The 20,897-nt window shown below is 30.2% G+C and carries 30 protein-coding genes; 8 read left to right on the top strand and 22 right to left on the bottom strand.

What is annotated here, in order from left to right; translation table 11 throughout:
• Window positions 1–702 precede the first annotated feature (702 nt).
• A complete protein-coding gene (locus tag CD121_RS12285) occupies window positions 703–1,467 on the top strand; it encodes a hypothetical protein (protein ID WP_185817760.1) in 765 nt (254 codons plus the stop codon).
• An 837-nt stretch (window positions 1,468–2,304) separates the two neighbouring features.
• On the opposite strand, the gene CD121_RS09630 is transcribed toward CD121_RS12285, so the two are convergent.
• The 17 genes from CD121_RS09630 to CD121_RS09550 all read right to left on the bottom strand — a co-directional run bounded on the left by CD121_RS09630 (window position 2,305) and on the right by CD121_RS09550 (window position 10,788).
• Complete coding sequence (locus CD121_RS09630; protein ID WP_126568084.1) at window positions 2,305–2,763, bottom strand: DUF3102 domain-containing protein; 459 nt, start codon at window positions 2,761–2,763, stop codon at window positions 2,305–2,307.
• Between the two features lie 46 nt (window positions 2,764–2,809).
• Window positions 2,810–3,145 carry a sigma-70 RNA polymerase sigma factor region 4 domain-containing protein gene (locus CD121_RS09625; RefSeq protein WP_126568082.1) on the bottom strand — a complete coding sequence of 112 codons (336 nt, stop codon included), beginning with the start codon at window positions 3,143–3,145 and terminating at the stop codon, window positions 2,810–2,812.
• A 16-nt stretch (window positions 3,146–3,161) separates the two neighbouring features.
• Window positions 3,162–3,632, bottom strand: a complete 471-nt coding sequence (locus tag CD121_RS09620; protein ID WP_126568079.1) for an encapsidation protein CP3 — start codon at window positions 3,630–3,632, stop codon at window positions 3,162–3,164.
• Between the two features lie 64 nt (window positions 3,633–3,696).
• Window positions 3,697–4,305: a hypothetical protein gene (locus CD121_RS09615; protein ID WP_046464928.1), complete on the bottom strand. Its 609-nt coding sequence runs from the start codon at window positions 4,303–4,305 to the stop codon at window positions 3,697–3,699.
• Window positions 4,295–4,549, bottom strand: a complete 255-nt coding sequence (locus CD121_RS09610; protein WP_031464175.1) for a hypothetical protein — start codon at window positions 4,547–4,549, stop codon at window positions 4,295–4,297. The genes CD121_RS09615 and CD121_RS09610 overlap by 11 nt, the downstream gene beginning before the upstream one ends.
• 327 nt (window positions 4,550–4,876) lie before the next feature.
• Window positions 4,877–5,245: a hypothetical protein gene (locus tag CD121_RS09605; protein ID WP_049428144.1), complete on the bottom strand. Its 369-nt coding sequence runs from the start codon at window positions 5,243–5,245 to the stop codon at window positions 4,877–4,879.
• Between the two features lie 11 nt (window positions 5,246–5,256).
• Window positions 5,257–5,448, bottom strand: a complete 192-nt coding sequence (locus CD121_RS12430) for a hypothetical protein (RefSeq protein ID WP_246456626.1) — start codon at window positions 5,446–5,448, stop codon at window positions 5,257–5,259.
• 187 nt (window positions 5,449–5,635) lie between these two features.
• Window positions 5,636–5,974 (bottom strand): pathogenicity island protein, encoded by a 339-nt coding sequence (locus CD121_RS09595; protein WP_122974791.1) that lies wholly within the window; start codon window positions 5,972–5,974, stop codon window positions 5,636–5,638.
• Window positions 5,961–6,764, bottom strand: coding sequence for a bifunctional DNA primase/polymerase (locus tag CD121_RS09590; protein ID WP_126568074.1), 804 nt, complete (start codon window positions 6,762–6,764; stop codon window positions 5,961–5,963). The genes CD121_RS09595 and CD121_RS09590 overlap by 14 nt, the downstream gene beginning before the upstream one ends.
• 178 nt (window positions 6,765–6,942) lie before the next feature.
• Window positions 6,943–8,547: a phage resistance protein gene (locus CD121_RS09585; RefSeq protein WP_126568072.1), complete on the bottom strand. Its 1,605-nt coding sequence runs from the start codon at window positions 8,545–8,547 to the stop codon at window positions 6,943–6,945.
• A 62-nt stretch (window positions 8,548–8,609) separates the two neighbouring features.
• Complete coding sequence (gene tscT, locus CD121_RS09580) at window positions 8,610–8,900, bottom strand: type II toxin-antitoxin system toxin TscT (protein ID WP_126568070.1); 291 nt, start codon at window positions 8,898–8,900, stop codon at window positions 8,610–8,612.
• Entirely contained in the window at window positions 8,900–9,250 is a 351-nt protein-coding gene (locus CD121_RS09575; protein ID WP_126568067.1) for a hypothetical protein, read from the bottom strand. The genes tscT and CD121_RS09575 overlap by 1 nt, the downstream gene beginning before the upstream one ends.
• Before the next feature lies 1 nt (window position 9,251).
• Entirely contained in the window at window positions 9,252–9,455 is a 204-nt protein-coding gene (gene tscA / locus CD121_RS09570) for a type II toxin-antitoxin system antitoxin TscA (RefSeq protein WP_126568065.1), read from the bottom strand.
• A gap of 3 nt (window positions 9,456–9,458) precedes the next feature.
• A complete protein-coding gene (locus tag CD121_RS09565; protein ID WP_053020194.1) occupies window positions 9,459–9,659 on the bottom strand; it encodes a hypothetical protein in 201 nt (66 codons plus the stop codon).
• Window positions 9,660–9,671: 12 nt separating this feature from the next.
• Complete coding sequence (locus CD121_RS09560) at window positions 9,672–9,986, bottom strand: helix-turn-helix domain-containing protein (protein WP_126568063.1); 315 nt, start codon at window positions 9,984–9,986, stop codon at window positions 9,672–9,674.
• Between the two features lie 13 nt (window positions 9,987–9,999).
• Window positions 10,000–10,623 carry a BRO-N domain-containing protein gene (locus CD121_RS09555; RefSeq protein ID WP_119527725.1) on the bottom strand — a complete coding sequence of 208 codons (624 nt, stop codon included), beginning with the start codon at window positions 10,621–10,623 and terminating at the stop codon, window positions 10,000–10,002.
• Between the two features lie 3 nt (window positions 10,624–10,626).
• Complete coding sequence (locus tag CD121_RS09550; RefSeq protein ID WP_046464939.1) at window positions 10,627–10,788, bottom strand: helix-turn-helix domain-containing protein; 162 nt, start codon at window positions 10,786–10,788, stop codon at window positions 10,627–10,629.
• A gap of 136 nt (window positions 10,789–10,924) precedes the next feature.
• Between CD121_RS09550 and CD121_RS09545 the strand changes: the two genes are divergently transcribed.
• Together CD121_RS09545 and CD121_RS09540 are read left to right on the top strand one after the other, a co-directional pair.
• Window positions 10,925–11,521 carry a helix-turn-helix domain-containing protein gene (locus tag CD121_RS09545; RefSeq protein ID WP_046464940.1) on the top strand — a complete coding sequence of 199 codons (597 nt, stop codon included), beginning with the start codon at window positions 10,925–10,927 and terminating at the stop codon, window positions 11,519–11,521.
• A gap of 8 nt (window positions 11,522–11,529) precedes the next feature.
• Complete coding sequence (locus CD121_RS09540; protein WP_046467697.1) at window positions 11,530–12,705, top strand: tyrosine-type recombinase/integrase; 1,176 nt, start codon at window positions 11,530–11,532, stop codon at window positions 12,703–12,705.
• Window positions 12,706–12,773: 68 nt separating this feature from the next.
• On the opposite strand, the gene groL is transcribed toward CD121_RS09540, so the two are convergent.
• Together groL and groES are read right to left on the bottom strand one after the other, a co-directional pair.
• A complete protein-coding gene (gene groL / locus CD121_RS09535; protein WP_124760421.1) occupies window positions 12,774–14,396 on the bottom strand; it encodes a chaperonin GroEL in 1,623 nt (540 codons plus the stop codon).
• A gap of 55 nt (window positions 14,397–14,451) precedes the next feature.
• Window positions 14,452–14,739 (bottom strand): co-chaperone GroES, encoded by a 288-nt coding sequence (groES, locus tag CD121_RS09530; RefSeq protein ID WP_070452095.1) that lies wholly within the window; start codon window positions 14,737–14,739, stop codon window positions 14,452–14,454.
• Window positions 14,740–14,913: 174 nt separating this feature from the next.
• On the opposite strand from groES, the gene mroQ reads away from it, so the two are divergent.
• Window positions 14,914–15,657, top strand: a complete 744-nt coding sequence (mroQ, locus tag CD121_RS09525; protein WP_017638092.1) for an intramembrane glutamic endopeptidase MroQ — start codon at window positions 14,914–14,916, stop codon at window positions 15,655–15,657.
• 74 nt (window positions 15,658–15,731) lie between these two features.
• Here the strand turns inward: mroQ and CD121_RS09520 are convergent, their stop codons facing one another.
• Window positions 15,732–17,471 (bottom strand): SdrH family protein, encoded by a 1,740-nt coding sequence (locus CD121_RS09520; RefSeq protein ID WP_126568060.1) that lies wholly within the window; start codon window positions 17,469–17,471, stop codon window positions 15,732–15,734.
• 196 nt (window positions 17,472–17,667) lie between these two features.
• Between CD121_RS09520 and CD121_RS09515 the strand changes: the two genes are divergently transcribed.
• Both CD121_RS09515 and CD121_RS09510 read left to right on the top strand, forming a co-directional pair.
• A complete protein-coding gene (locus CD121_RS09515; RefSeq protein ID WP_126568058.1) occupies window positions 17,668–18,294 on the top strand; it encodes a nitroreductase family protein in 627 nt (208 codons plus the stop codon).
• Between the two features lie 114 nt (window positions 18,295–18,408).
• On the top strand, window positions 18,409–19,194 hold the full coding sequence (locus CD121_RS09510; protein WP_126568055.1) for a carbon-nitrogen family hydrolase: 786 nt from the start codon (window positions 18,409–18,411) through the stop codon (window positions 19,192–19,194).
• A gap of 396 nt (window positions 19,195–19,590) precedes the next feature.
• Here the strand turns inward: CD121_RS09510 and CD121_RS09505 are convergent, their stop codons facing one another.
• Together CD121_RS09505 and CD121_RS09500 are read right to left on the bottom strand one after the other, a co-directional pair.
• Entirely contained in the window at window positions 19,591–19,668 is a 78-nt protein-coding gene (locus tag CD121_RS09505) for a delta-lysin family phenol-soluble modulin (protein ID WP_072291871.1), read from the bottom strand.
• Between the two features lie 64 nt (window positions 19,669–19,732).
• On the bottom strand, window positions 19,733–19,810 hold the full coding sequence (locus CD121_RS09500; RefSeq protein ID WP_015364840.1) for a delta-lysin family phenol-soluble modulin: 78 nt from the start codon (window positions 19,808–19,810) through the stop codon (window positions 19,733–19,735).
• Between the two features lie 317 nt (window positions 19,811–20,127).
• On the opposite strand from CD121_RS09500, the gene CD121_RS09495 reads away from it, so the two are divergent.
• Together CD121_RS09495 and agrD are read left to right on the top strand one after the other, a co-directional pair.
• A complete protein-coding gene (locus tag CD121_RS09495; RefSeq protein WP_119623148.1) occupies window positions 20,128–20,691 on the top strand; it encodes an accessory gene regulator AgrB in 564 nt (187 codons plus the stop codon).
• A gap of 4 nt (window positions 20,692–20,695) precedes the next feature.
• A complete protein-coding gene (gene agrD / locus CD121_RS09490) occupies window positions 20,696–20,836 on the top strand; it encodes a cyclic lactone autoinducer peptide AgrD (protein WP_126568052.1) in 141 nt (46 codons plus the stop codon).
• Window positions 20,837–20,897 lie beyond the last annotated feature (61 nt).

The following is a 20,897-nucleotide window of genomic DNA, read 5'->3' as shown; positions in this document are numbered from 1 at the left end:
ATCTAACTTAACTCCGTTTTTTAATTAATTTTATAATAAATTGAATAATCTGTATACAACTCTAATTATTATGAAATATTACTTCTAATTCAAAAAAAGTGTAATTTTAAATAAAATTTGATTATATTCCCATAAGGGTAATTCACTTATTTAAGGTATGGACAAAACGCATACCTCCTTTAAACCACATTACTAAATAGACAAGCTGGTTAATGTGCAATATTAATTTAGGACTGCACCTGTGTGTTAACACATATCTAAATTGGGAATGTTCATATGTATCAAAGTTGTTGCTGTATTCACTTACCTAACGTCGTAAGTTGCGACACATGAGATAACATTTGTTCACTCATCTATGGAGTATCTTTTTTATTTAAAACCACTTCCCTATTATAAGGTACTGGTTACAAGCGTACTTTTAAGTCCGTTTGTAACTTTATGAAATGTAAAGTTTTGACAAGTTATAAATAAAAAAACTGCACCCAAAGGATACAGTCAGTTTATTAAAGGATACTCGATTTTGAGTAGTAAGTTTAGTAGCTGCGTTCATTATCTTATAAACAGCTCTAAATGTAAATAGAAAACGCTTACTTTTATGTTTGTGAAAAATTATACGTCATATTTACATTTCTTTTTCAACTCTGTATTATTTCTATATAGTATCAAGACAAGAAAAAACTCGTTTCAAAAAAACAGAAAGAAGTGAGAACTATAAATATTATTTGCAATGAACAAGTACAACAATATCTTTACGAACATGGAGCTGAATTATTAGGGTCAATTGTAACTACACTAGCTTTTATATTCACGTTTACAAAAATGCTTATAGATAATAATAAAGATAAAAAGACAGAAGAAATAAGAAATCAAAAAACATTAAAAATGTTAGATTTAATAAGTGAAAAACATATAGAAAATATAAAAAATATAAGAGAAAAACTAGAGAATGCAAAAACAGGTATACACATAATGACAGGAACAAATGATAACAAGCCAACTTATCAAATAGATTTAGAAAACGTAGACAGTACCAACAGTATGCACAGAAAAAAAGTTTATAATACATACTCAAGCGATATATATACAGTTTTAAACAGTTTCAAAATAATAAAAGAAAATAATACAGAAAAAATATTAGAAGAGTATAAAGACGAATTAACAACAGTACTAAGTAATCAACACATAAATTTAAACTTAGATTCTTTAAATAAAATTAATAATAAAATAAATACTTTAACTAGCTCATTAAATAAGGTGAAACAAATGGATGAGCTTATCAATATAATAGAAATCTCAGCAGATGAAGAAGTAAACGATCCTAGCTACATAAAACCAAAAGAAACGAAAGAAACGAAAAAAAAAGAAAAAGATAGAAAAGCATGGTATGCACAAGAAAAAGAAAAAAAACTAAAAAAATTAGAAGACATAAAAAAAGAATTAAAAAAATCTGAACAGTTCTTAACATAAAATTTATTGCTTTATTCCAATTGCTTTATTGACGTTGAGCCTCGGAACCCTTAACAATCCCAAAACTTGTCGAATGGTCGGCTTAATAGCTCACGCTATGCCGACATTCGTCTGCAAGTTTAGTTAAGGGTTCTTCTCAACATCAATAAATTTTCTCGGCATAAATGCGTGCTCTATTTCTTGTTTTTATTCTTCTTTAATACAAAATTGAGTAGCATCATAAAAACTGAAAAAATCATTGCAGAAATCAAATTGAAATATAAATTAAATTCAATCGAAAACATTAATTGAAGTACTAAATCTAATAATGACTTAAAAACAAAAAACGAAATCAAAAAATATACGAAATATAAAAAAGCTTTCAAAATTAGGTCTCCTTACAGATATTATTTAAATCTCAAATACCCTTATTTGCAATTTTTAAGGTACTTTTTAGAGCATTTAGAGAATCTCATATATTTAAAGGAAATAACACCTAAAATTAGAAAAAACAAACCTTTCCTTTAGATACTAACAAATTAAACTTTTATTTAATACTAAATACAGAATAAGGAGTACTGCAAAATACCGATACCTTAATTATTTATTAATAAATATATGCTTATTCTTTTTTGAGCAATAATTTTGGTCACACAAAAAAGTTTAATCAAATAAGCTGCTACTCAAAAGGATAGGCGGACCACCCGTAATGTTACACAAAAAACCAGATGTTAATTCATCTAGTCATCGGTTATCCCAGCTCGCAAAGTATTGCTTAGTCTCAATTATAAGCTATAAGTAATCGTGAATTTACTAATATTCAATTAAATGTACGCTTTTTACATATTCAAGCTATTGCTAAAACTTCCTAAAATATAAGGTTTTGACATGTTGTAAATAAAAAAGACCGCACCCAATGAATGCGTCACGTTGTTTCAGTTGTTTCTTTAATTCACGTAATTCTTTTCGTGTCATTTCGTCTGGAGTTTTAACTTCGCCACTTGAAGTGATATGTTCTTTATTTCGTTCTTCTTCTGGCAAAGTTGCTATTTCATATAAGACAGTTACTCCCAAATTCTTCGCCGGAGAAGAATTTAATTCTGGATTATTAGCAATCTTCATAAATTTATTAGCGGATGTTTGACTCATTCCTATCTTTCTAACCCAATTCATAAATTCACCATGTGCTAAGTCATTTTCTTTTACATGCTTTAATCTACGACCAATCTCGAAAATAGATTGACCAGCGATGTTTTGATAACTTTTAATTTCAGTTTCGATGGTTGTTAGGTCGTTGCTAAGTTGTAACTCGTTCAATCTTATATGTATTGACTAATCACCTTAAATTAATAAAAGCTACCTCTTAAGATAGCTTTTCCAATAAATCATTAAACATTTGCCCTATTCTACCTGCAGTCACATTAAATATATCGCCTATTTCTTTATATGAATAGCCTTCGGTTAACAATATAAATATAAAATACTCTTTGTCTGTTCCTACTCGCTCAACAATGTTCTCTAGTTCATTATAAAAGATAACTTCTTCGATATTATTTTCATCAAATAGATTAGTTTCTTCTTGATTGTTAATTTCAAAGAAATCATCTAAATTATCATTATTATCACTCACTTCATCATTTTTCTGTATACTATGATAGTTAAGTATAAATTTCCTTAGTGTCGCTTTATCATAATTCATGTACTTATCACAACCCTTATAATTCAGTAGCCTTTTCATCTTTTCTGCCATTGTTAATATGGTTATAATCCTTAATTTTATATAAATCTCTTTGTAACTTAGTAATCGTCTCGTATGCCTTTATACTTCCATGGGAACGCATATAATCTATTACTTCTTTTTGTTCCTGTTTTGTATATCCACGAATAATCTGTTTTAATAAATTCATTCTTTTAAAACTACTTTTTTTAAAACATTCTAAATCTTCTCTTTGTTGAATTATCCAAATAACTAATTTTTCTAGAGGATATGATACTGTGATAACTCCACCCACATCATCACAAGTCATGTGTGATACATTTAAATGATAACTTTCTTCAATTTGCATCTCTATAGATCTAATTTTACGATTTATGATTAGTGGATTGTACTTTAGCAACAACTCATACTCTGAAATTTTTTGTTCTTCTATATAATACAATGTTGATTTATTTTGTTTTAATATCATGGTCAGCCTCCCTGATTTTAAAATAGAGGGAAGACGTTGACAATAAAGTCAACGCCTTTAAATACTATTTTTTGCTTGGTGCTAAATTTGGGTAATTAATCACCTTTTTACCTAATGTTTTTTTCTGCAATAAACCAGTTGCTTTTTGCCACATAAAATCGCTATAGAATTTTTTTGCATCATAGTACTTGGATTCGCCTTCTATAATTGGTTTAGCAACATCATTTAACGATTGTTGATTGATTATTTCACCGATATAATTATTATTGCTTTCAATTTTAGCTTTAAGCTCATTGATTTGTTGGTTGATACTTTCATTTTCTTTCTTAACTGATTTAATCACCTTATTAGCATTATCTGTCTCACTATGTGTTACTTTTTGTAATTGATCTAGTGATTTAATATTACTCGGTAAATTGACTACAATTTGACCATTAACATTTGGATTAGTAGCTTTTTCTCGTCTTAAATTATCTATCTCATTTAAAATTAATTCATATTCTTGTGTACTCAAGTTGCCTTCTTCTAATTTGTTGTATAATACATTAATACTATCTTGATATGAGCCATTATTAGCAATATGTTTACTTTGCTTCAACATATCTTTTATTACTTCTAAATGCGTTGGAAAAATTTCATTAACCGTTGGTTTTGAGTTTGTTTTACTTCCCATAATATCTCTCCTTATTCTTTTTAAGTAAATTTTTAATTTTATTTACTGCACTATGTTCTTTTTGATAATCCATTAGTTCGTTAACCCAATTCTCAACTACACTTAATTCTCTAAGTACACTAGTAAGTTGTCGATTCTTCGCTTTATCAATGAAATTCTGTTGTTTCACACCATCAATTTCTTCACGAATTTCTTTTATCTTACTTTTTATATGGTTCCATTCAAACATATTGATATTACTCACTACACGACCTCCTTTGTTTTATTTAGATTTATCTTGTTAACTAAATTGATAAAGTCAGCGCAAGATATGTTGCTTTTATGCAGGGGTAGGGGTTATACGTAGAACAAATTGAAAACTTGCGAAATCGAGCCCACCCGCCGTTCTCCCGTTTGGTCAAAAATGGTTAAATGGTTTGATGGGGGGCGTGTGATAATCCCCGCAATATTTACTTCTGTTTCATATCAAGATAATGTTTATAACTAATTCCTTTAACGGCTTTTTCAGATGTCTCACAATATAATAAATAACGTGCTATCACTTTACTGTATCCCATAACGCAACATCTCCTTAATGTAATAATGTATTCATCGTCTCACTTAGCTTCAGTGTCACAGGCAACCAACGAGCATCTGAATAATCAAATGGATTTGTCATAACAGGCAGATTTAGATACATACCATGTCTTACATAAGTCGTTACATCTGTGCGTACTAGCTCAAGTTGTTTAGATGATAGTAAGCTACCTACTATATTAATGACTTCCATACTCCATCCATGCCACAATACAATGTTCTCATTGTCTACATGTACAAATGTAAAATCACCTTGATAACCAATATGCAATGACTCAAACAATTCTTCTAAATCAATAAAGGATACTAGGGTATGGTATTTAATAAAGTTAATGATATATACATTCAGTTCATCTTTAGTCATTACATTCTCCTTTATGCTTTAATCTTATTCACATTACGCTTAACATGTTTAATAGGTGCAACATATCCCTTATCACGATCTATAGGTCTCATACGATTACCATCACGATACTGATACCAGTATTGTTCCCTATCACACATTACATTCAATTCATTAATAAGGAAGTCTATTGTCTGCATGTCTGCTCTTAAGAAGATAGTCATATGCCCCACGCTCGTATAATTAAGCTTAAGGTTATAACCTTTTAACCATAAAGACAGTAGCTCCATATTTAATTTAGATTGTAGGTGTGCTTGACTTTCACTCGATAAACACCAATCACATGTGATGAAGTCTACTTCTAAATAGTGATACTTGCTATTTGTTTTATAGGTGTGACATATAGGTTTATTAGCCTTGAGATTTTGTTTGTTTAATTGGAATGTTTGAGACAGTCTTTTGTATATCATATTTATCATCCTTTTTTCTTTTAATATATGTTATATAGTTCTTCACTCTTGCAATTACTAATTCAAAGTCACCTTGTGCGATCAATTTATAACTAGTCCTATGATTTGTATTAGGAATAAAACTTTCACGCCATGCTACCCACTCATCATTAATATATTCAACATATACCTGTGAGAGATGACTTATTGAACAAAAATATATTTCTTCTGGAACTCCGACTATCAAACCAATTCGTTTTGCTTCTTTGTCATAATCTATTTCTATATCAACGGCTTGCACTTCTAACTGTCGCCTCCCACTGTCTTTCAGTTATTACATCACCATTTTTATTATCACCAATTAATATGCGTAATGGCTCAATATCTACGTTACATTGTTTTGCATAGCTTACTGCTTTATATAAATCATCGTTTCTGTATTCACTTTGACCGTCTATAATACGTTGATATGCACGTTTACCCTCTCCACCTTTGCCACCTCTTACATGATCAAAATTATAATTAGGTAACACTCTTTCTATTGAATATGGCTCTAACGTTTGTTGTGTATAATTACCTTGTTTTGAGAAAATTCTATTTTCAAATTCACCTTGATACATCTTTGGTTTAATTCCATTATGTTTGTACTTTCCTTTATCCGTTTGACTACCTGCAAGCACAAAATAACTATTGTTGTGTGCTTTAATATCTACTCCAGGTAAATATCCAATTTTCTGACCGTAATTAATACCTGTACGCTTATAAAAAATGATATGCTTTCCACTACTCGCTGTGGTCTGTACTAACGTATTTTGTGCATTAGATACAATTTCCTCATAGTAAGGTATGTCTTTGATACTTTCGAAACCATTTTCACCGTCTGTATGACCTATATCTATATCAATACACCATACATTACGAGTAAGAACGCCTAACACATTAGTTTGATGATATTTGTAAGAATGATATTCAATAAATTCATCGGTTACATCTTTATCTGCAAATGATACTGTCGGCGTTTTATATTTATTAAGTGGTATCACTTCAATATTCTTTTTCAATAATTGTTTCGCTACATGATAACCTGTCATTGAATATCACTCCTTTATAAAACTGGTAACCCTCGTAACCTATAATTTTCCTATAAGAGCCACTTATAATTTAACTACCAATACACCTACAAGAAATAATGGTTACAAAGGTTACTGCTTGATATATCAACATATTTTAGGTTACAAAGAGAGTTACTAAAGGTTACCGTAACCCTTATTAATTAGAAATTAAGGATAATGCCATATTAAACAATTCAGCATTTTCTACTTTGTGAATTTTTGTATTCACACCTTCAATTTTTATTTGTTTATTAATACCGACACCTATCTTTTTCATATCTTGACGAGCTTTTTTATATTTCATATTCTTATAATCCTCCTCTATTATTTTTCGCAATGTATCATCACCTGCATGAATAAAGCCTTGCTTAGATAATACTTTCAACATAACAACTTGTGTCTCAGTCAATTCTTCCTCACTGAAATAATGTTTTAATGTCACATCTTTAAATCTAAATTCTCGACCAATTTCTTTAAGATATTCTAAACTTGTGATTAAAAACGAAACTGATGCTACTTCTGAATCTTCATCATCTGGTTGTACGAAATTCCAATAAGGCTCAAAAATCTTGTATCTTTCATCATCAGTTTCTCCTATCGGTCTATCTTTGAAAGCTATTTTTATTGTTCTAGTAGTATTTGCTGTAATTTCTCCAGTATCAACACTTTCATTTGTATCAAGTATTAATACAGATTTATTTTTAAATGTGAATGCGTTTCTACCAATACCACGACCAGAAATTGTTTCACCAGTTGCTATTTTTCTTAGTATTCTCATCATAGGTTTAGTAATTTCACCTGTTTCATTAGCATGGGCTATATCTGCACCATAGAAATTCATCCATTCGTTAGCTGCTTCGAAACCACCTGAGACAAGTCCATCAAAGTTCACTTTATTAACGTGTAACAGTTTATTAAATGTAGTTATAAATAAACCTTTACCAGAACGACCGAAATCTTTAAATAAGAACCATTTTTCAGCTTGAATCAATTTCATTTTGCGATACATCGTATAAGCATGTACCAGTTTTAAATTATGTTTACTCTTCTCATTATCAGTAACCAAATCATAAAAATCATTTGGTGTTTTAAAATCTAAATCTTTATAGTTCACGTCATACTTAATAGCGTATAACTCATTATCTTGTAGCTTATCTTTTGTGAGTTTTAATTTCTTGCAGTTATATATGAAATCATTACCAGCAATACTATATGGGTAAATTTTGTAATTATGATCTAAATTTAGATGTTCACGATATAACTCAAGCATAATATCTAAAAAGTCATCTATTTGATGTTTAGGTTCAACGGGATAACTCAATTTAAAATTAGTATCGTCAATCACTTCATACTGATTGTTTTTGACAATGAGAAAATTATCCAATTCTTTGGAATAGATGACCTTATCAGAAATTAAATCTGCAATAAAACGAGCATAATTATTAAAACTATCTGATTTGAAATGTGCTTCTTTTTCATCTTGATCGTTGGTTTTAACAAAAATACTTCCATATACAAGGCCAATTTCTTTAGGTTTTATGGTATAATTTAAGGTGAGATTATTAATATAATCACCTGCAACATCATCTTTTTTACGGTGATATACGTTGCCTTTATTGTCAAAAATTTGTTTATCAGTAGAGATAGAAGCGAAATTAATTCGCTTACTTATCTCCTTAATTCTTGATAAATTTGCTGTGTTGATATAATCTAAATTTGAATGAAATTCAAAATGCTTTTTATATAAACTGACTTCGTTCATGTAATCAACCTTTCATATGTGTTATTATTTATTTTGTATTTATTAAATTAAATACTTACTTTCTATGCGTTATCTTGGCTTTGGTCGGCGAAAGATGACGCTTTTTCTATGTCTTCTAATACTGTATCTAGTTCTTTTAGATACACGCTTAACAAGTCAATGTGTTGAGTAATGTAACAACGGTGTTCATGATAACTGGCACCATGTTTCAATATTTCATCTTTATTCAACATATGACCAGAATCATGCGTAAAATACTCATCATCAAACCAACCAAATGTAATTAATGCATCATTGATTTTTCTTTTAATAATATCCACATCTTCAATTAAACTTTTAATTTCCCACTCCATTATTGCTTAACTCCTTTTCTAAACTGAATTACATTATTATCTTTTAACGTTGGTACTTGAACACCATAATAAGTACATACATTTTCAAATCGCTTATATTTCTGTTCCCAATTCTTAAATTCTTCTTCAAATTGACCGTACACACTTTCAAATTCAAACTGGAGATCGTCTAATACAATTTGCTCAATAGCTTCAGCACCTTTAATATCTTTTTCTTCTCTGTACGCTTTTGCCTTTTCCATTAAATAACCTGTTAATTCTGAAAGCCTTTCTGTTTCACCTCTTAACTGAGATACATTCATAGCTGGTATTGCCATATCGTCATATGCTTTTAAAATTTCTGTTATCATCTTATTTCACTCCATCAAAATTATTTTCAATTTGTTGTATCGCCCACTCAATGATTGCTTGCAAGTTTTCCTCACGATTAACTGTTTCAGTCCATTCATTGTGTCCTTCTTTAAAATGATGTTCATATTCTGTTGCTTTATCCTCAACAGTAGTTCCTAATGTTGTATAAATATCTTGTATAACTTCTTTTTGTTCTTGTTCCATTTCCTATACACTCACTTTCTTATCTTTAAGTTCGACAATTCTATTAATATCTAACTCCATACATGCAATAGCTATGTTAGGACTAACTTCAGGAAAATGTTTCTTAAATACATCAGGTGCTATATTCAATAACAAATTACCTTTCACATCTTTCACGTTAAACCAACCTACTACACTTTTTGTAATTACTACTTGTTGTTTCATGTCTTTATCCTCCTAAATTGTGCTAAGTAATTTCTTAACATTAATCTGTTTTAAATCATTGTTGTGTATATCCATGTGAGATGTGATTTTCTCCATAAATTCATCTACATCAGATTTCTTAAATCGGTATGTGCTACCTACCATGTAATACTTCATGCCGTTATTAATAAGTAGTTCCTCGATCGTTGGTTTACTTAAATTTAGGTATTCAGCTAATTCTTTGTAGGTCATGAAGAACTTTTCTCTTGCTAGTTCATCTACACGTTGATTAATTGCTTGATCTAATAAATCACGTGCTTCATCTTCATCAATATTAATGTTGAACATGGTTTAAGCCTCCTTACGCCATTTGTAGCTTGTCATTGTATTTGTCATAAATGTGCTTTTTCACAGATAAAGGAAGATTATATTTATCAACAAACACCATAAATTCTACTGTGTCATTTAACACCTGTTGTCTTAACTCTAGCATTTCCTGTGTCATATCTTGTTTTTTTATCATCTTAGGAAAGCCGAACACATTTGATACTGCTTTATTGCTAATTGCTTGAGCTTTGCAATAGTCTTTTTTAGAAATAACTTCAATACCTTTTTTTAAATTAGCCATAGCTTCTTTTTGTTTTTCTTTGTCTAGCATGCGAAAGGCTTCATATCCTTTAAGCCCTGTGGCTTGTCGTAATTCTTTAATAACTTGCTTAACCCATTTCTTAAATTCTTGAGCTTCATCTCGTCTACTATTCCAAATAGCTTCGTAAATACCTAGTTCTGATATAATTACAGCTTTTTGTTTACCTTTAAAGGTGTCCACATTATGGACAGCCTTTTCTGAATCATCTAATAATCTAGTCATATGTGGCGTGTGTGAGTACCCTAATACCTTTGCTACATCACCAGCTACTGCCCAATACTCATCGTCTTTTTCAATAAAACGAATTTCTTTATCATTGAAAATTTGTTTAATCATTAGTTACGCCTCCTTTTTAAACAACTGATCTAGTAACCGCTCTTTAGGAATTAAGATTTTGCCGCCTACTTTTACACTTGGGATTTCATTATTTCGTGCTAATGTATAAGTACGATGTTCTGAAAATCTCAAAAGTTCAGCAGTCTCTTTGATTGTCAAAAACATATTAAAACCTCCTCCAAACTTAAACACATTTTGTGTTTGTGTGTTTATATTTAGTATTATACATGCTTATATATAAATGTCAAACACATTTTGTGTTTATTTGTATAGAATGATAAAATAATTTTGAGGTGATTATATGAATAATTTCAAAATAGGTAATTATTTAAAGGAATTAAGAAATGAAAAAAGATTTAGCACTAGAGACTTAACTGACACATCAGGTTTGTCATATAGTTTCATCAGTGCGATTGAGAATGGCAGAAAGAAAGAACCGTCTAATGAACAGATTTCTAACATTTTAAAAAGTATTGTAGAAAACAACCACTCTGAATTTAATTATCATTCGGAAAAAATAAAAGAATTATCTAATGGAGATATAGATTTAGGTATATACGTAGATAGTGCTACATCAATTCTTGATGCAGCAACTAATAAAAAAGTTTCTTCTTACATTACTGAATCACATACGCATAATGGTAACTATTATGATTTTTCAGTTAATGATTTGAAATATCATCTTGAAGATGAAAAAAACACAACCTATTATGGTCGTGTCCCTCTAGATGCTGAAGATAGTCAACGAATTAAACTATTGATATATAACTATCTAAATACAAAATATGATATTTTAAAGTCACAATTAAACGCTTTATATAATAGTGAAACTATAAGTGAAGACAAGTACAATAAGATACTTGATGAGATAGAAACTATTAAGCGATATATTAAGTAGGTGTTCCTATGGCAAGTTACGATCAGATATCTAAAAACAATTGGCGTTATCGCATTTCCCTGGGGAAAAATTCAGAAACGGGAAAATATGAATATATCTCTAAGACTGGCTTTAAACGTAAATCAGATGCTAAACATCAAGCTGAGATGATAGAGCGTCAATTAAGAAATGGTGACTATATCGCCCCTTCTTCTAGCACCTTTAAACAAGTAGCTGATGATTGGCTTAAACAGTATGCTAATGATGTAAAAGTGAGTAGTGTGAGAGTACGTGAGAAAGCCATACAACACGCCATAGAGCGTTTTAATACTAAACCAATACAAACTATCAAGAAACATGATTACCAACGCTTTGTGGACGATATGAGCACACAGTATAGCAAGAATTATGTTGATAGTATTGTGGCTTCTACTAATATGATTTTTAAGTATGCGTATGAAATGCGATTAATAAAAGCATTGCCTAGTGAGGGTATTAAACGACCTAAAAAGAAAGTAAGCGTGGAAGAATTAGAAGATATTGAGATACACAAAAAGTTTCTTGAAAAAGATGAGTTATTTCAATTCCTGGAGGTTGCTAAGTATCACCATTCGCCACAGAATAGCTTTGAAGTATTTACCACATTGGCATATACTGGCATGCGTGCAGGTGAATTATTGGCATTGAAGTGGTCTGATATTGATTTTGATAACAACACGATTAGCATTACTAAGACTTATTACAATCCGAATAATAATAAAAAGCATTATCAGATACTTACACCGAAAACTGAAAGCTCAATCGGTAAAATCTCAGTCGATCCCAATGTGATTCAATTACTCAAAGATTATAAGGTGAATGTGCAGGACACATGGAAAAATGAGCTTTATGTAGATAATAATTTTGTGTTTACTGATGTGAACGGTTATCCTCTTGTGATTAAAAAACTGCAATTATGGATAAAAGCTATACTTAAAAAGACTGACATAACGAATAAGCAAATAAGTACGCATTCATTCCGTCACACACATTGTGCATTACTCATTGAAGCAGGTGTACATATCAAAGAAATACAAGAAAGACTACGCCACAAAGATATAAATACCACAATGAACATCTACGCAAAGATTACCAACTCATACAAAAAAGACGCTTCCCACAAGTTTAGTCAACTCATGGAAAACGTCAGCAAAGAATTATTTTAAGATTTTTATGTCATTATTATGTCATTCAGATTTACTAAACGCCTTTAAACCAACGTTTATTGGCGTTTTTACATCATACCTGGCATTCCGCCACCCATTCCAGCTGAATCATTTTGATCTTTGTCAGGGATAGATGCAACAACCGCTTCAGTTGTTAAGAACATTGCTGCTACACTTGCTGCATGTTGTAATGCAGAACGAGTTACTTTAGTAGGATCCACTATTCCTTCTTCAAGCATATTTACCCATTCATTAGTTGCTGCATTAAAACCAACACCTGGATCTGCATTTTTTAATCGTTCAACAATGATTGAACCTTCTAAACCAGCGTTTTCAGCAATTTGTCTTACAGGTGCTTGTAATGCTTTTAAGACAATATTCACACCTGTTTCAACGTCTCCTTCTGCTTCAATTTCACTTACTTTTTTGTAAATATTAACTAAGGCAGTTCCACCACCAGCAACAATTCCTTCTTCTACTGCTGCTCTAGTTGAGTTCAATGCATCTTCAATACGTAATTTACGCTCTTTAAGTTCAGTTTCACTAGCAGCACCTACTTTGATTACTGCAACACCACCAGCTAATTTAGCAAGGCGTTCTTGTAATTTTTCTTTATCAAAGTCAGAATCTGTTTCTTCAATTTGAGCTTTAATTTGGCTAACACGAGCGTCGATGTTATTTTCATCGCCGTCACCGTCAACTACAGTTGTATTATCTTTAGTGACTTCAACTTTGTTTGCAGTACCTAACATATCAATTGAAGCATCTTTTAAATCTAATCCTAAATCATCAGTAATCACTTGAGCACCTGTTAAAATAGCTAAATCTTCTAACATTGCCTTACGACGATCACCAAAACCAGGTGCTTTAACTGCAACTGCCGTAAATGTTCCACGCATACGGTTTAATACGATATTAGTTAACGCATCACCTTCTACTTCATCAGCAACAATTAAAATTGGACGATTTGATTGAACAACTTGTTCTAATAACGGTAAAATATCTTGGAATGATGATATTTTCTTGTCAGTTACTAAAATATATGGTCTTTCTAATTCAGCAATCATTTTATCTGAATCTGTTACCATGTATGGTGATTGATATCCTCTATCAAATTGCATACCTTCAACGACTTCTAATTCAGTATTAAATCCACTAGATTCTTCAATTGTAATAACACCGTCATTACCAACTTTTTCCATTGCTTCTGAAATGTATTTACCAATTTCTTCGTCAGCTGCAGAAATAGCACCTACTTGAGCAATTTCATTTTTATTTTCAACTTTTTGAGAAATATCATGTAATGCTTCAACTGCTACTTGTACTGCTTTATCGATACCTTGTCTTAAACCAACAGGATTAGCGCCACTTGTTACGTTTTTAAGACCTTCTTGAATCATCGCTTGTGCTAAAACTGTTGCTGTTGTTGTACCATCACCAGCAATTTCATTAGTTTTATTAGCGACTTCTTGTACTAATTTAGCACCCATATTTTCATAAGGATCTTCTAATTCTATTTCTTTTGCAATTGTTACACCATCATTTGTAATTAATGGTGCTGTGTATTCTTTGTCTAATACAACGTTACGCCCTTTTGGACCAATAGTTACTTTTACCGCATTCGCTAATTTATCTACACCGCGTAACATTGATTGACGTGCGTCTTCTGAAAATTTTAAGTCTTTAGCCATTATGTCTGACCTCCAGTATAATAAGTAATTTCATGTTTTAATTTATATGTTTTATTTATTCTTCAATAATTGCTAATATGTCATCTTCATTTAATACGATGTATGTTTCATCGCCTCGTTTAACTTCTGTTCCTGCATATTGTTGAAATACAATTGTATCTCCTTCTTTAATTTCAGGAGCAACTCTAGAACCATCGTCTAATAAGCGGCCTTTACCCACTGCTTTAACGATACCTTCATTTGATTTTTCTTTAGCACTATCAGTTAATACGATACCGCTTTTTGTTGTTTGTTCTTGTTCTTTTCTTTCAATAATCACACGATTTCCTAATGGTTTAAGCATGATTGTTCCTCCTCGTGATCACAAATTTTAGCACTTTAACTTTTAGAGTGCTAAACTACTTTTAATAATAATCAAATTTGGTCAATATTTCAAGTCAAAGCACTGTTAAATAATTTTGTACATTAACTTTATTTACGATAAAATAAACTATAAACAGAAAATCGGAGGTTCATTATGAATAGATTTTGGGTATCTTTATTAACGATATTCATCTATGCCTTAGCTCAATTCTTACCTGGTATCATTTTAGGAAGTGGATTAGTTCATCTTGAAAAAGGCATGAAAACAACTCAATTTATGATATATACGCAAGTTTCATTATTTATTATTGCAGCTATCATAATTATTTTAATCAATTTAAAAATTAAAAATCCTACTAAACTTGAAGCTGGTTTTAAAGAACCTAAACGTTATATTTTAAGTTGGGCATTACTTGGTTTTTGTATCGTTATGCTTTATCAGGTCGTTGTTAGTTTAATTTATGTTGCGATTACAGGGCAACAACAACCGAGTCCAAATACAGAAAGACTTATGGCAATCGCAAGACAAATGCCAATATTTATTTTATTAGTTTCAATAGTAGGTCCAATTTTAGAGGAATTTGTATTCAGAAAAGTACTCTTTGGTGAATTATATAACGCGATTAAAGGAAATCGAATTGTTGCCTTTTTAATAGCTTCAATTGTTAGTTCCCTTTTATTTGCATTAGCACATAACGACTTTAAATTTATACCAATGTATTTTGGTATGGGCATGATTTTCTCCTTAGCCTACACTTATACTAATAGAATAGCTGTTCCAATAATCATTCATATGCTACAAAATGGAACGGTAGTAGTTATGCAAGTCTTTGGTGGAGAATCACTTAAAAAAGTCCAAGAACAAGCCAGTTTTATAATCCAATTGATTTTTAATTAGATATTTATATAACAATAGAGCCAGTCACTATTTTCAGTGATTGGCTCTATCTATGTTTAATATACTTATTTTAATTATACTTCTTCATCTTCTTTTCTACGCTTAAATATAAATGCAATGATAACGCCTATAAAAATAGCTATGATACTACTACTTAGTGCAATTATAGTTCTATTCATTTTTGTATCTTTTTGATAGCTCTCTTTATGTTGATTTGATGTGTTTACTTTATCGTCGCTATGATTTTTAAAAGCGCTTGTATTTTTATCTTCTTTATCTTCTGGCTTTTTAAGTTCTGGCATTGAGCCAATATCTCCTGTAATTAAAGCTAAAACTTGTTCATCTAAGTTTTGATAATATGCTTTTGAATCTAAAGGATTAAAATACTGAAATCTGAAGTAATTTGATTTTTGCTGTAAAGAATTGAGGTATTGATTTCCACTAAACGTTTCTTTTCTAAAGATATTATAAATATCCCTATCAGATATAGCTCCATCCGAATCATTTAATTGATGAATTTGATTAATAACAAAAGGATTATATTTATAAGAACCATTTGCTAAAGAATTAAATCTTCTAATTAATGACTGTTGGTTTGACGTATGTTCAAATCCTTTTTGACTATTAAATATTGATTCAGGATTGTTCCACATAAATCTATTACTATCATATGTCGATGTATTACCTTGTGAATTAGATTTTTTTAATGGACCACTTGATTGGTTTGAATCATCAAATTTCGGCATTAATTGTATTGAATTATTATTTTGATAACGTCCATTATATTGGTTATTTGATGAGTTTTGTGAATTACTTGGTCTTTGGTACTTAGGCTGGTTTGGGACCCTATTATCAGAATTAGACTGATTTTGATTTACGTTACCGGATGAATGGTTAGATCCATTTGAGTTGTTTTGTTGATGATTGTCGTTTGTAGGTTTCTGATTTGAATTAGGTTTGTTAGGTTGATTACCATTTTGACCTTGTCCATTATGATTTGGATTATTATTATCTTGATCTTTACTAGGTTGATGACTATTTGTGCCTCCATTGTGATCATTAGACGGTTTGTCATGTTGATTTGACCCATTATTTTGATTATTGTCGTGGTTGTCATCCTTACCACTGTTTGAATCATTTGAGCTATTATTATCGTCTTGATTGTCGCCTTTACCACTATTTGAATCGTTTGAGCCATTATTATCGTCTTGATCATCTTTGCCAGTATTTGAACCATTATTATCTGATGAATTATTATCATTTTTATCATTTGATTGATTATTGTTTGAATCTGAATTGTCGTTTTGATTAGATCCATTATCATTTCCATTGTCGGAATTACTTTGACCGCTATCGTTGTTGTCATTACCATTTTGTGAGTCATTTTTTCTATTTGAATTTGATGAATCATCATTATTATCAGCGTCACTATTTTGGTTATCGTCTTTACCAGAATCGCTATTATTTCCTGGATTATTATTTTGTTGGTCTGAGTCTGAAGGTTGTGATGAATTATCATTTGTGTTTGAACCTTCATTAGATGCATTCGAATCATTTGTTCCTTCATTAGTGTTATTATCAGAATTTGTGTCTTGATTTTCATTTGAAGATGATTCATTAGTCTCTGAATTAGTTTTATTATCCTGAGAACTAGAAGTATTATCATCTTTATTAGAGTTATTTTGTTGGGCTGTATCATTTTGATGTGTTGTATTAGGGTTTTCAGCTGCATGGACTGAATTACTAATTAATGAAGTACTTAAAATCAATGCAAAACTTGACAACATTATCTTGCTTTTGGGTTTATTATGCATTAATAGTCACCTCCTTCTACTAATTGTTTACTATTCAAGTATATATAAATTATCCTAAGAATGCATTGATATATGTTTATTGAAAAATAATATTAATACTTTTGAAATTTTCTAGTAATTATTTGTTTACTTTAACGAGTATAATATTTATACTTAAATTATAAATAGTTATTAACTATAACAAAGGAGAATGATTATGGGTTTATTTAGTAAAAAAAATGAAGAAGTATCATTTAATGATGCTATGGAACAACGTCGTACCATTTATAATTTAGAAAGTACAATTTCAATAGATGATTCAGAATTAGAAGAATTAATTACACATGCTGTTAAACATGTACCTTCAGCTTTTAATTCACAATCAACACGTATCGTTTTATTATTAAATGATAAAAATGAAAAATTCTGGGAAAACACTAAAGAAATTTTAAAAGAAACAATGGGTCCTGATCGTGACTTTGAACCAACACGTCAAAAAATTGATAATTTCAAACATTCATATGGCACAATTCTTTATTATGAAGATAAAGATGTTATTACTGGTTTACAAGAAAAAATGCCAAACTTCTATGATAATTTTGAAATTTGGTCTAACCAAACTAATGCAATGCACCAATATGCAATTTGGACAGCATTAGCAACTAAAGGTATCGGTGCTTCATTACAACACTATAATCCAATTGTTGATGAAGCTACTGCGAACGAATTCAATATTCCTAAAACTTGGAAATTAGTTGCTCAAATGCCATTTGGTAATGTGCGTGAAGAAGCTGGCGAAAAAGATATTAAACCAGTTGAACCTCGTTTCCTTATCAAAAGATAATTTTGTATAATATATGTAAGTGAGATAAATTCTGCTATGGATTTATCTCACTTTTTTGATATATAGCAATTTATTTAGTATCTTATAGTTAATCTTAATTGAGGAGTGATATATATGAAAGTTCAGTTATTTCAAATATATATCGAGTATGGTCAAGCAGAGCAAAATAAAAACAAAATCAAACAGTGGTTTGAAAATGAATTAGAAGATGATACAGATGTTGTCGTCCTTCCAGAAATGTGGAACAACGGTTATGCATTAGAAAAATTAAATGAACTTGCAGACAAAGATTTAAATGACAGTTTACCGTTTATTTCTAATCTCGCTAAAACTTATCAAGTTGATATTATTGCAGGTTCTGTATCAAATCAAATTGATCAAAACATTTATAATACCGCCTTTTCGGTCCTATCAAATGGCAAGTGTATTAATCGATATAACAAAGTTCATTTAGTACCAATGCTTAGTGAACCTGATTTTATGTCTCCAGGTAAACAAGTTCCTGAACCTTTTGAACTTTCAGATGGAACTGTAGCTACTCAAATCATTTGCTATGATTTAAGATTTCCTGAATTACTAAGATATCCTGCACGAAGTGGCGCCCAAATTGCATTTTATGTAGCGCAATGGCCAACTGTAAGATTAAATCACTGGCTAGCATTATTAAAAGCACGTGCAATTGAAAATGATATGTTTGTAGTAGGTACAAACAGTTGTGGTAATGATGGTCAAACTGATTATGCTGGTCATTCTATTGTCATAAACCCAAATGGTGAAGTTATTGCAGATTTAGAAAGTGATGAAAGTACTTTATCTATAGATATCGACGTTAATGAAGTATTAGAACAACGTCAAGCTATTCCAGTTTTTGATAATTTAAAACTCAATTTATATAAATAATAGCTAAACACGCTTAACAATACCTCGTTGGGCGTGTTTTTATGTATAAAAATAAGCCGTGAGTTTGGGAGGAACTCACGGCTTTAGATAACTTATTATTAAGGGAATGTTTTTACAGTTATTTTTCAATCTATTTTTTGGGGATGTTATTAATTATGAAAAATTTTAGTGAATTTATCTATTTTATAATGATAAATTGAATGTTGTTTACGATAGCTTACATGCTAGAAAATACCTAATTAAAGGTACTAAGAATAATACGTAACACTGAGTCCAAGGAAAACTACAGTTTTATTAGTAAATGTTTCGTCACCTACTAATGTTATAAGTTACTAAGTTGGGAGGCTTAATAACTTACCTTTTATACGAAGAAAACAAAGTTATAATGAATTTCTATTATTTAGCGAATTTTTTTACTGTATCTAAAATCCATTTTACAAAATCACCAATTGTTGAAATGATATCTGCAGTCATTGAAATCACTCCTTCCTATTGAATATTGTAAATCCTAAATACTCATCTTAACTAAGTTAAAAAATTATTTTTGGAATTTTTTAACAGTGTTAATGATTAATTTTACTAAATCACCGATTGTTGAAATGATATCTGCTGCCACTGAAATCACTCCTTCCTTTTAGTAATGGAACTAGAATTACTTTAGTAAATAATTCTAATAAGTAGATTAAGCAATTTTTTCAACTCTATTTCCATCACATCTCTGTGATATGAGTCTATTAAAACATGGTTATGATTAATTGAATTAAAAATTTCCTAACTCGTAATATTTTATACTAAACTGTAAACCTTTTTATGATAAAATACTTTTTAGAATGTTCATTATACAGTTAAGTATATATTTTTGACAGTTAGGCATAAACTCCAAAAAGAGTTGCACAAAATTGTATAATGATACTCAAGGAGAGTAGTGAACAAGTGAAAATAATAGATACAAAAATTGATCAATTTGCCAACTACTTGCAACAAAGGAATAACTTGGATCGTATACAATTTCTAAAAGTTCGTTTAGGTATGCAAGTTGTCGTAAGTAACATTGCTAAGTTTATCGTAACCTATGGATTAGCTTTAATATTCCATGTGTTTTGGTACACGCTTGTAACACATATAGCGTATATGATTTTAAGATTTTATGCTCACGGAGCACACGCTAAATCTTCTTTATTATGTCATATACAAAATATATTAATATTTCTTATTATGCCATGGTTAATTGTGAAGTTATCAATAGGTCACTTTACAATGTTATTATTCGCGTTAATCGGATATTTCATTGTAATTACTTATGCACCTGCTGCAACAAAAAAACAACCTATACCTAGACGCTTAGTGAAAAGGAAACGAATACTCTCCATTGTTTTATATATGTTATTAGTTATTATTTCGTTTATAGTTAAAGAACCATATTCACAATTAATTTTATTTGGATTAATTGTAGAATCAACTACATTACTACCTATCTTTTTCCCTAAGGAGGATTAATACTATGGAAACTTTAGTTAATTTATTTTTAAAATTTTTCACATCAATAATGGAATTTGTTGGATTAGTTGCTGGAGCGAATCCTTGTGCTGGTTATTTTGATGAACCAGAAGTACCAGATGAACTAACAAAATTATATGAATAAAATATATTAGAAAGTGTGCATTGTATGGATGCTCTAAATTTTCTACCAACAGCTGCATTAC

Origin of the sequence: Staphylococcus pasteuri (assembly GCF_003970495.1) — a bacterium.
Taxonomy (GTDB): Bacteria; Bacillota; Bacilli; order Staphylococcales; family Staphylococcaceae; genus Staphylococcus; species Staphylococcus pasteuri.
Note: the sequence above shows the minus strand (reverse complement) of the source record. Positions and strands in the feature narration are given on the sequence as shown.

Bases quoted from the DNA above. Each gene is read 5' to 3' on its own strand.
- CD121_RS09515 (WP_126568058.1), top strand. From the start codon at position 17,668: ATGGGTTTATTTAGTAAAAAAAATGAAGAAGTATCATTTAATGATGCT.
- CD121_RS09555 (WP_119527725.1), bottom strand. From the start codon at position 10,623: ATGATTAAACAAATTTTCAATGATAAAGAAATTCGTTTTATTGAAAAA.
- CD121_RS09560 (WP_126568063.1), bottom strand. From the start codon at position 9,986: ATGTTCAACATTAATATTGATGAAGATGAAGCACGTGATTTATTAGAT.
- CD121_RS09520 (WP_126568060.1), bottom strand. From the start codon at position 17,471: ATGCATAATAAACCCAAAAGCAAGATAATGTTGTCAAGTTTTGCATTG.
- groL (WP_124760421.1), bottom strand. From the start codon at position 14,396: ATGGCTAAAGACTTAAAATTTTCAGAAGACGCACGTCAATCAATGTTA.
- CD121_RS09540 (WP_046467697.1), top strand. From the start codon at position 11,530: ATGGCAAGTTACGATCAGATATCTAAAAACAATTGGCGTTATCGCATT.
- CD121_RS09565 (WP_053020194.1), bottom strand. From the start codon at position 9,659: ATGAAACAACAAGTAGTAATTACAAAAAGTGTAGTAGGTTGGTTTAAC.
- CD121_RS09585 (WP_126568072.1), bottom strand. From the start codon at position 8,547: ATGAACGAAGTCAGTTTATATAAAAAGCATTTTGAATTTCATTCAAAT.
- groES (WP_070452095.1), bottom strand. From the start codon at position 14,739: ATGCTTAAACCATTAGGAAATCGTGTGATTATTGAAAGAAAAGAACAA.
- CD121_RS09620 (WP_126568079.1), bottom strand. From the start codon at position 3,632: ATGATATTAAAACAAAATAAATCAACATTGTATTATATAGAAGAACAA.
- CD121_RS09550 (WP_046464939.1), bottom strand. From the start codon at position 10,788: ATGTTTTTGACAATCAAAGAGACTGCTGAACTTTTGAGATTTTCAGAA.
- CD121_RS09505 (WP_072291871.1), bottom strand. From the start codon at position 19,668: ATGACTGCAGATATCATTTCAACAATTGGTGATTTTGTAAAATGGATT.
- CD121_RS09615 (WP_046464928.1), bottom strand. From the start codon at position 4,305: ATGGGAAGTAAAACAAACTCAAAACCAACGGTTAATGAAATTTTTCCA.
- agrD (WP_126568052.1), top strand. From the start codon at position 20,696: ATGGAAACTTTAGTTAATTTATTTTTAAAATTTTTCACATCAATAATG.
- CD121_RS12430 (WP_246456626.1), bottom strand. From the start codon at position 5,448: ATGACTATCTTCTTAAGAGCAGACATGCAGACAATAGACTTCCTTATT.
- mroQ (WP_017638092.1), top strand. From the start codon at position 14,914: ATGAATAGATTTTGGGTATCTTTATTAACGATATTCATCTATGCCTTA.
- CD121_RS09605 (WP_049428144.1), bottom strand. From the start codon at position 5,245: ATGACTAAAGATGAACTGAATGTATATATCATTAACTTTATTAAATAC.
- CD121_RS09575 (WP_126568067.1), bottom strand. From the start codon at position 9,250: ATGATAACAGAAATTTTAAAAGCATATGACGATATGGCAATACCAGCT.
- CD121_RS09510 (WP_126568055.1), top strand. From the start codon at position 18,409: ATGAAAGTTCAGTTATTTCAAATATATATCGAGTATGGTCAAGCAGAG.
- tscA (WP_126568065.1), bottom strand. From the start codon at position 9,455: ATGGAACAAGAACAAAAAGAAGTTATACAAGATATTTATACAACATTA.
- CD121_RS09625 (WP_126568082.1), bottom strand. From the start codon at position 3,145: ATGAATTATGATAAAGCGACACTAAGGAAATTTATACTTAACTATCAT.
- tscT (WP_126568070.1), bottom strand. From the start codon at position 8,900: ATGGAGTGGGAAATTAAAAGTTTAATTGAAGATGTGGATATTATTAAA.
- CD121_RS09545 (WP_046464940.1), top strand. From the start codon at position 10,925: ATGAATAATTTCAAAATAGGTAATTATTTAAAGGAATTAAGAAATGAA.
- CD121_RS09590 (WP_126568074.1), bottom strand. From the start codon at position 6,764: ATGACAGGTTATCATGTAGCGAAACAATTATTGAAAAAGAATATTGAA.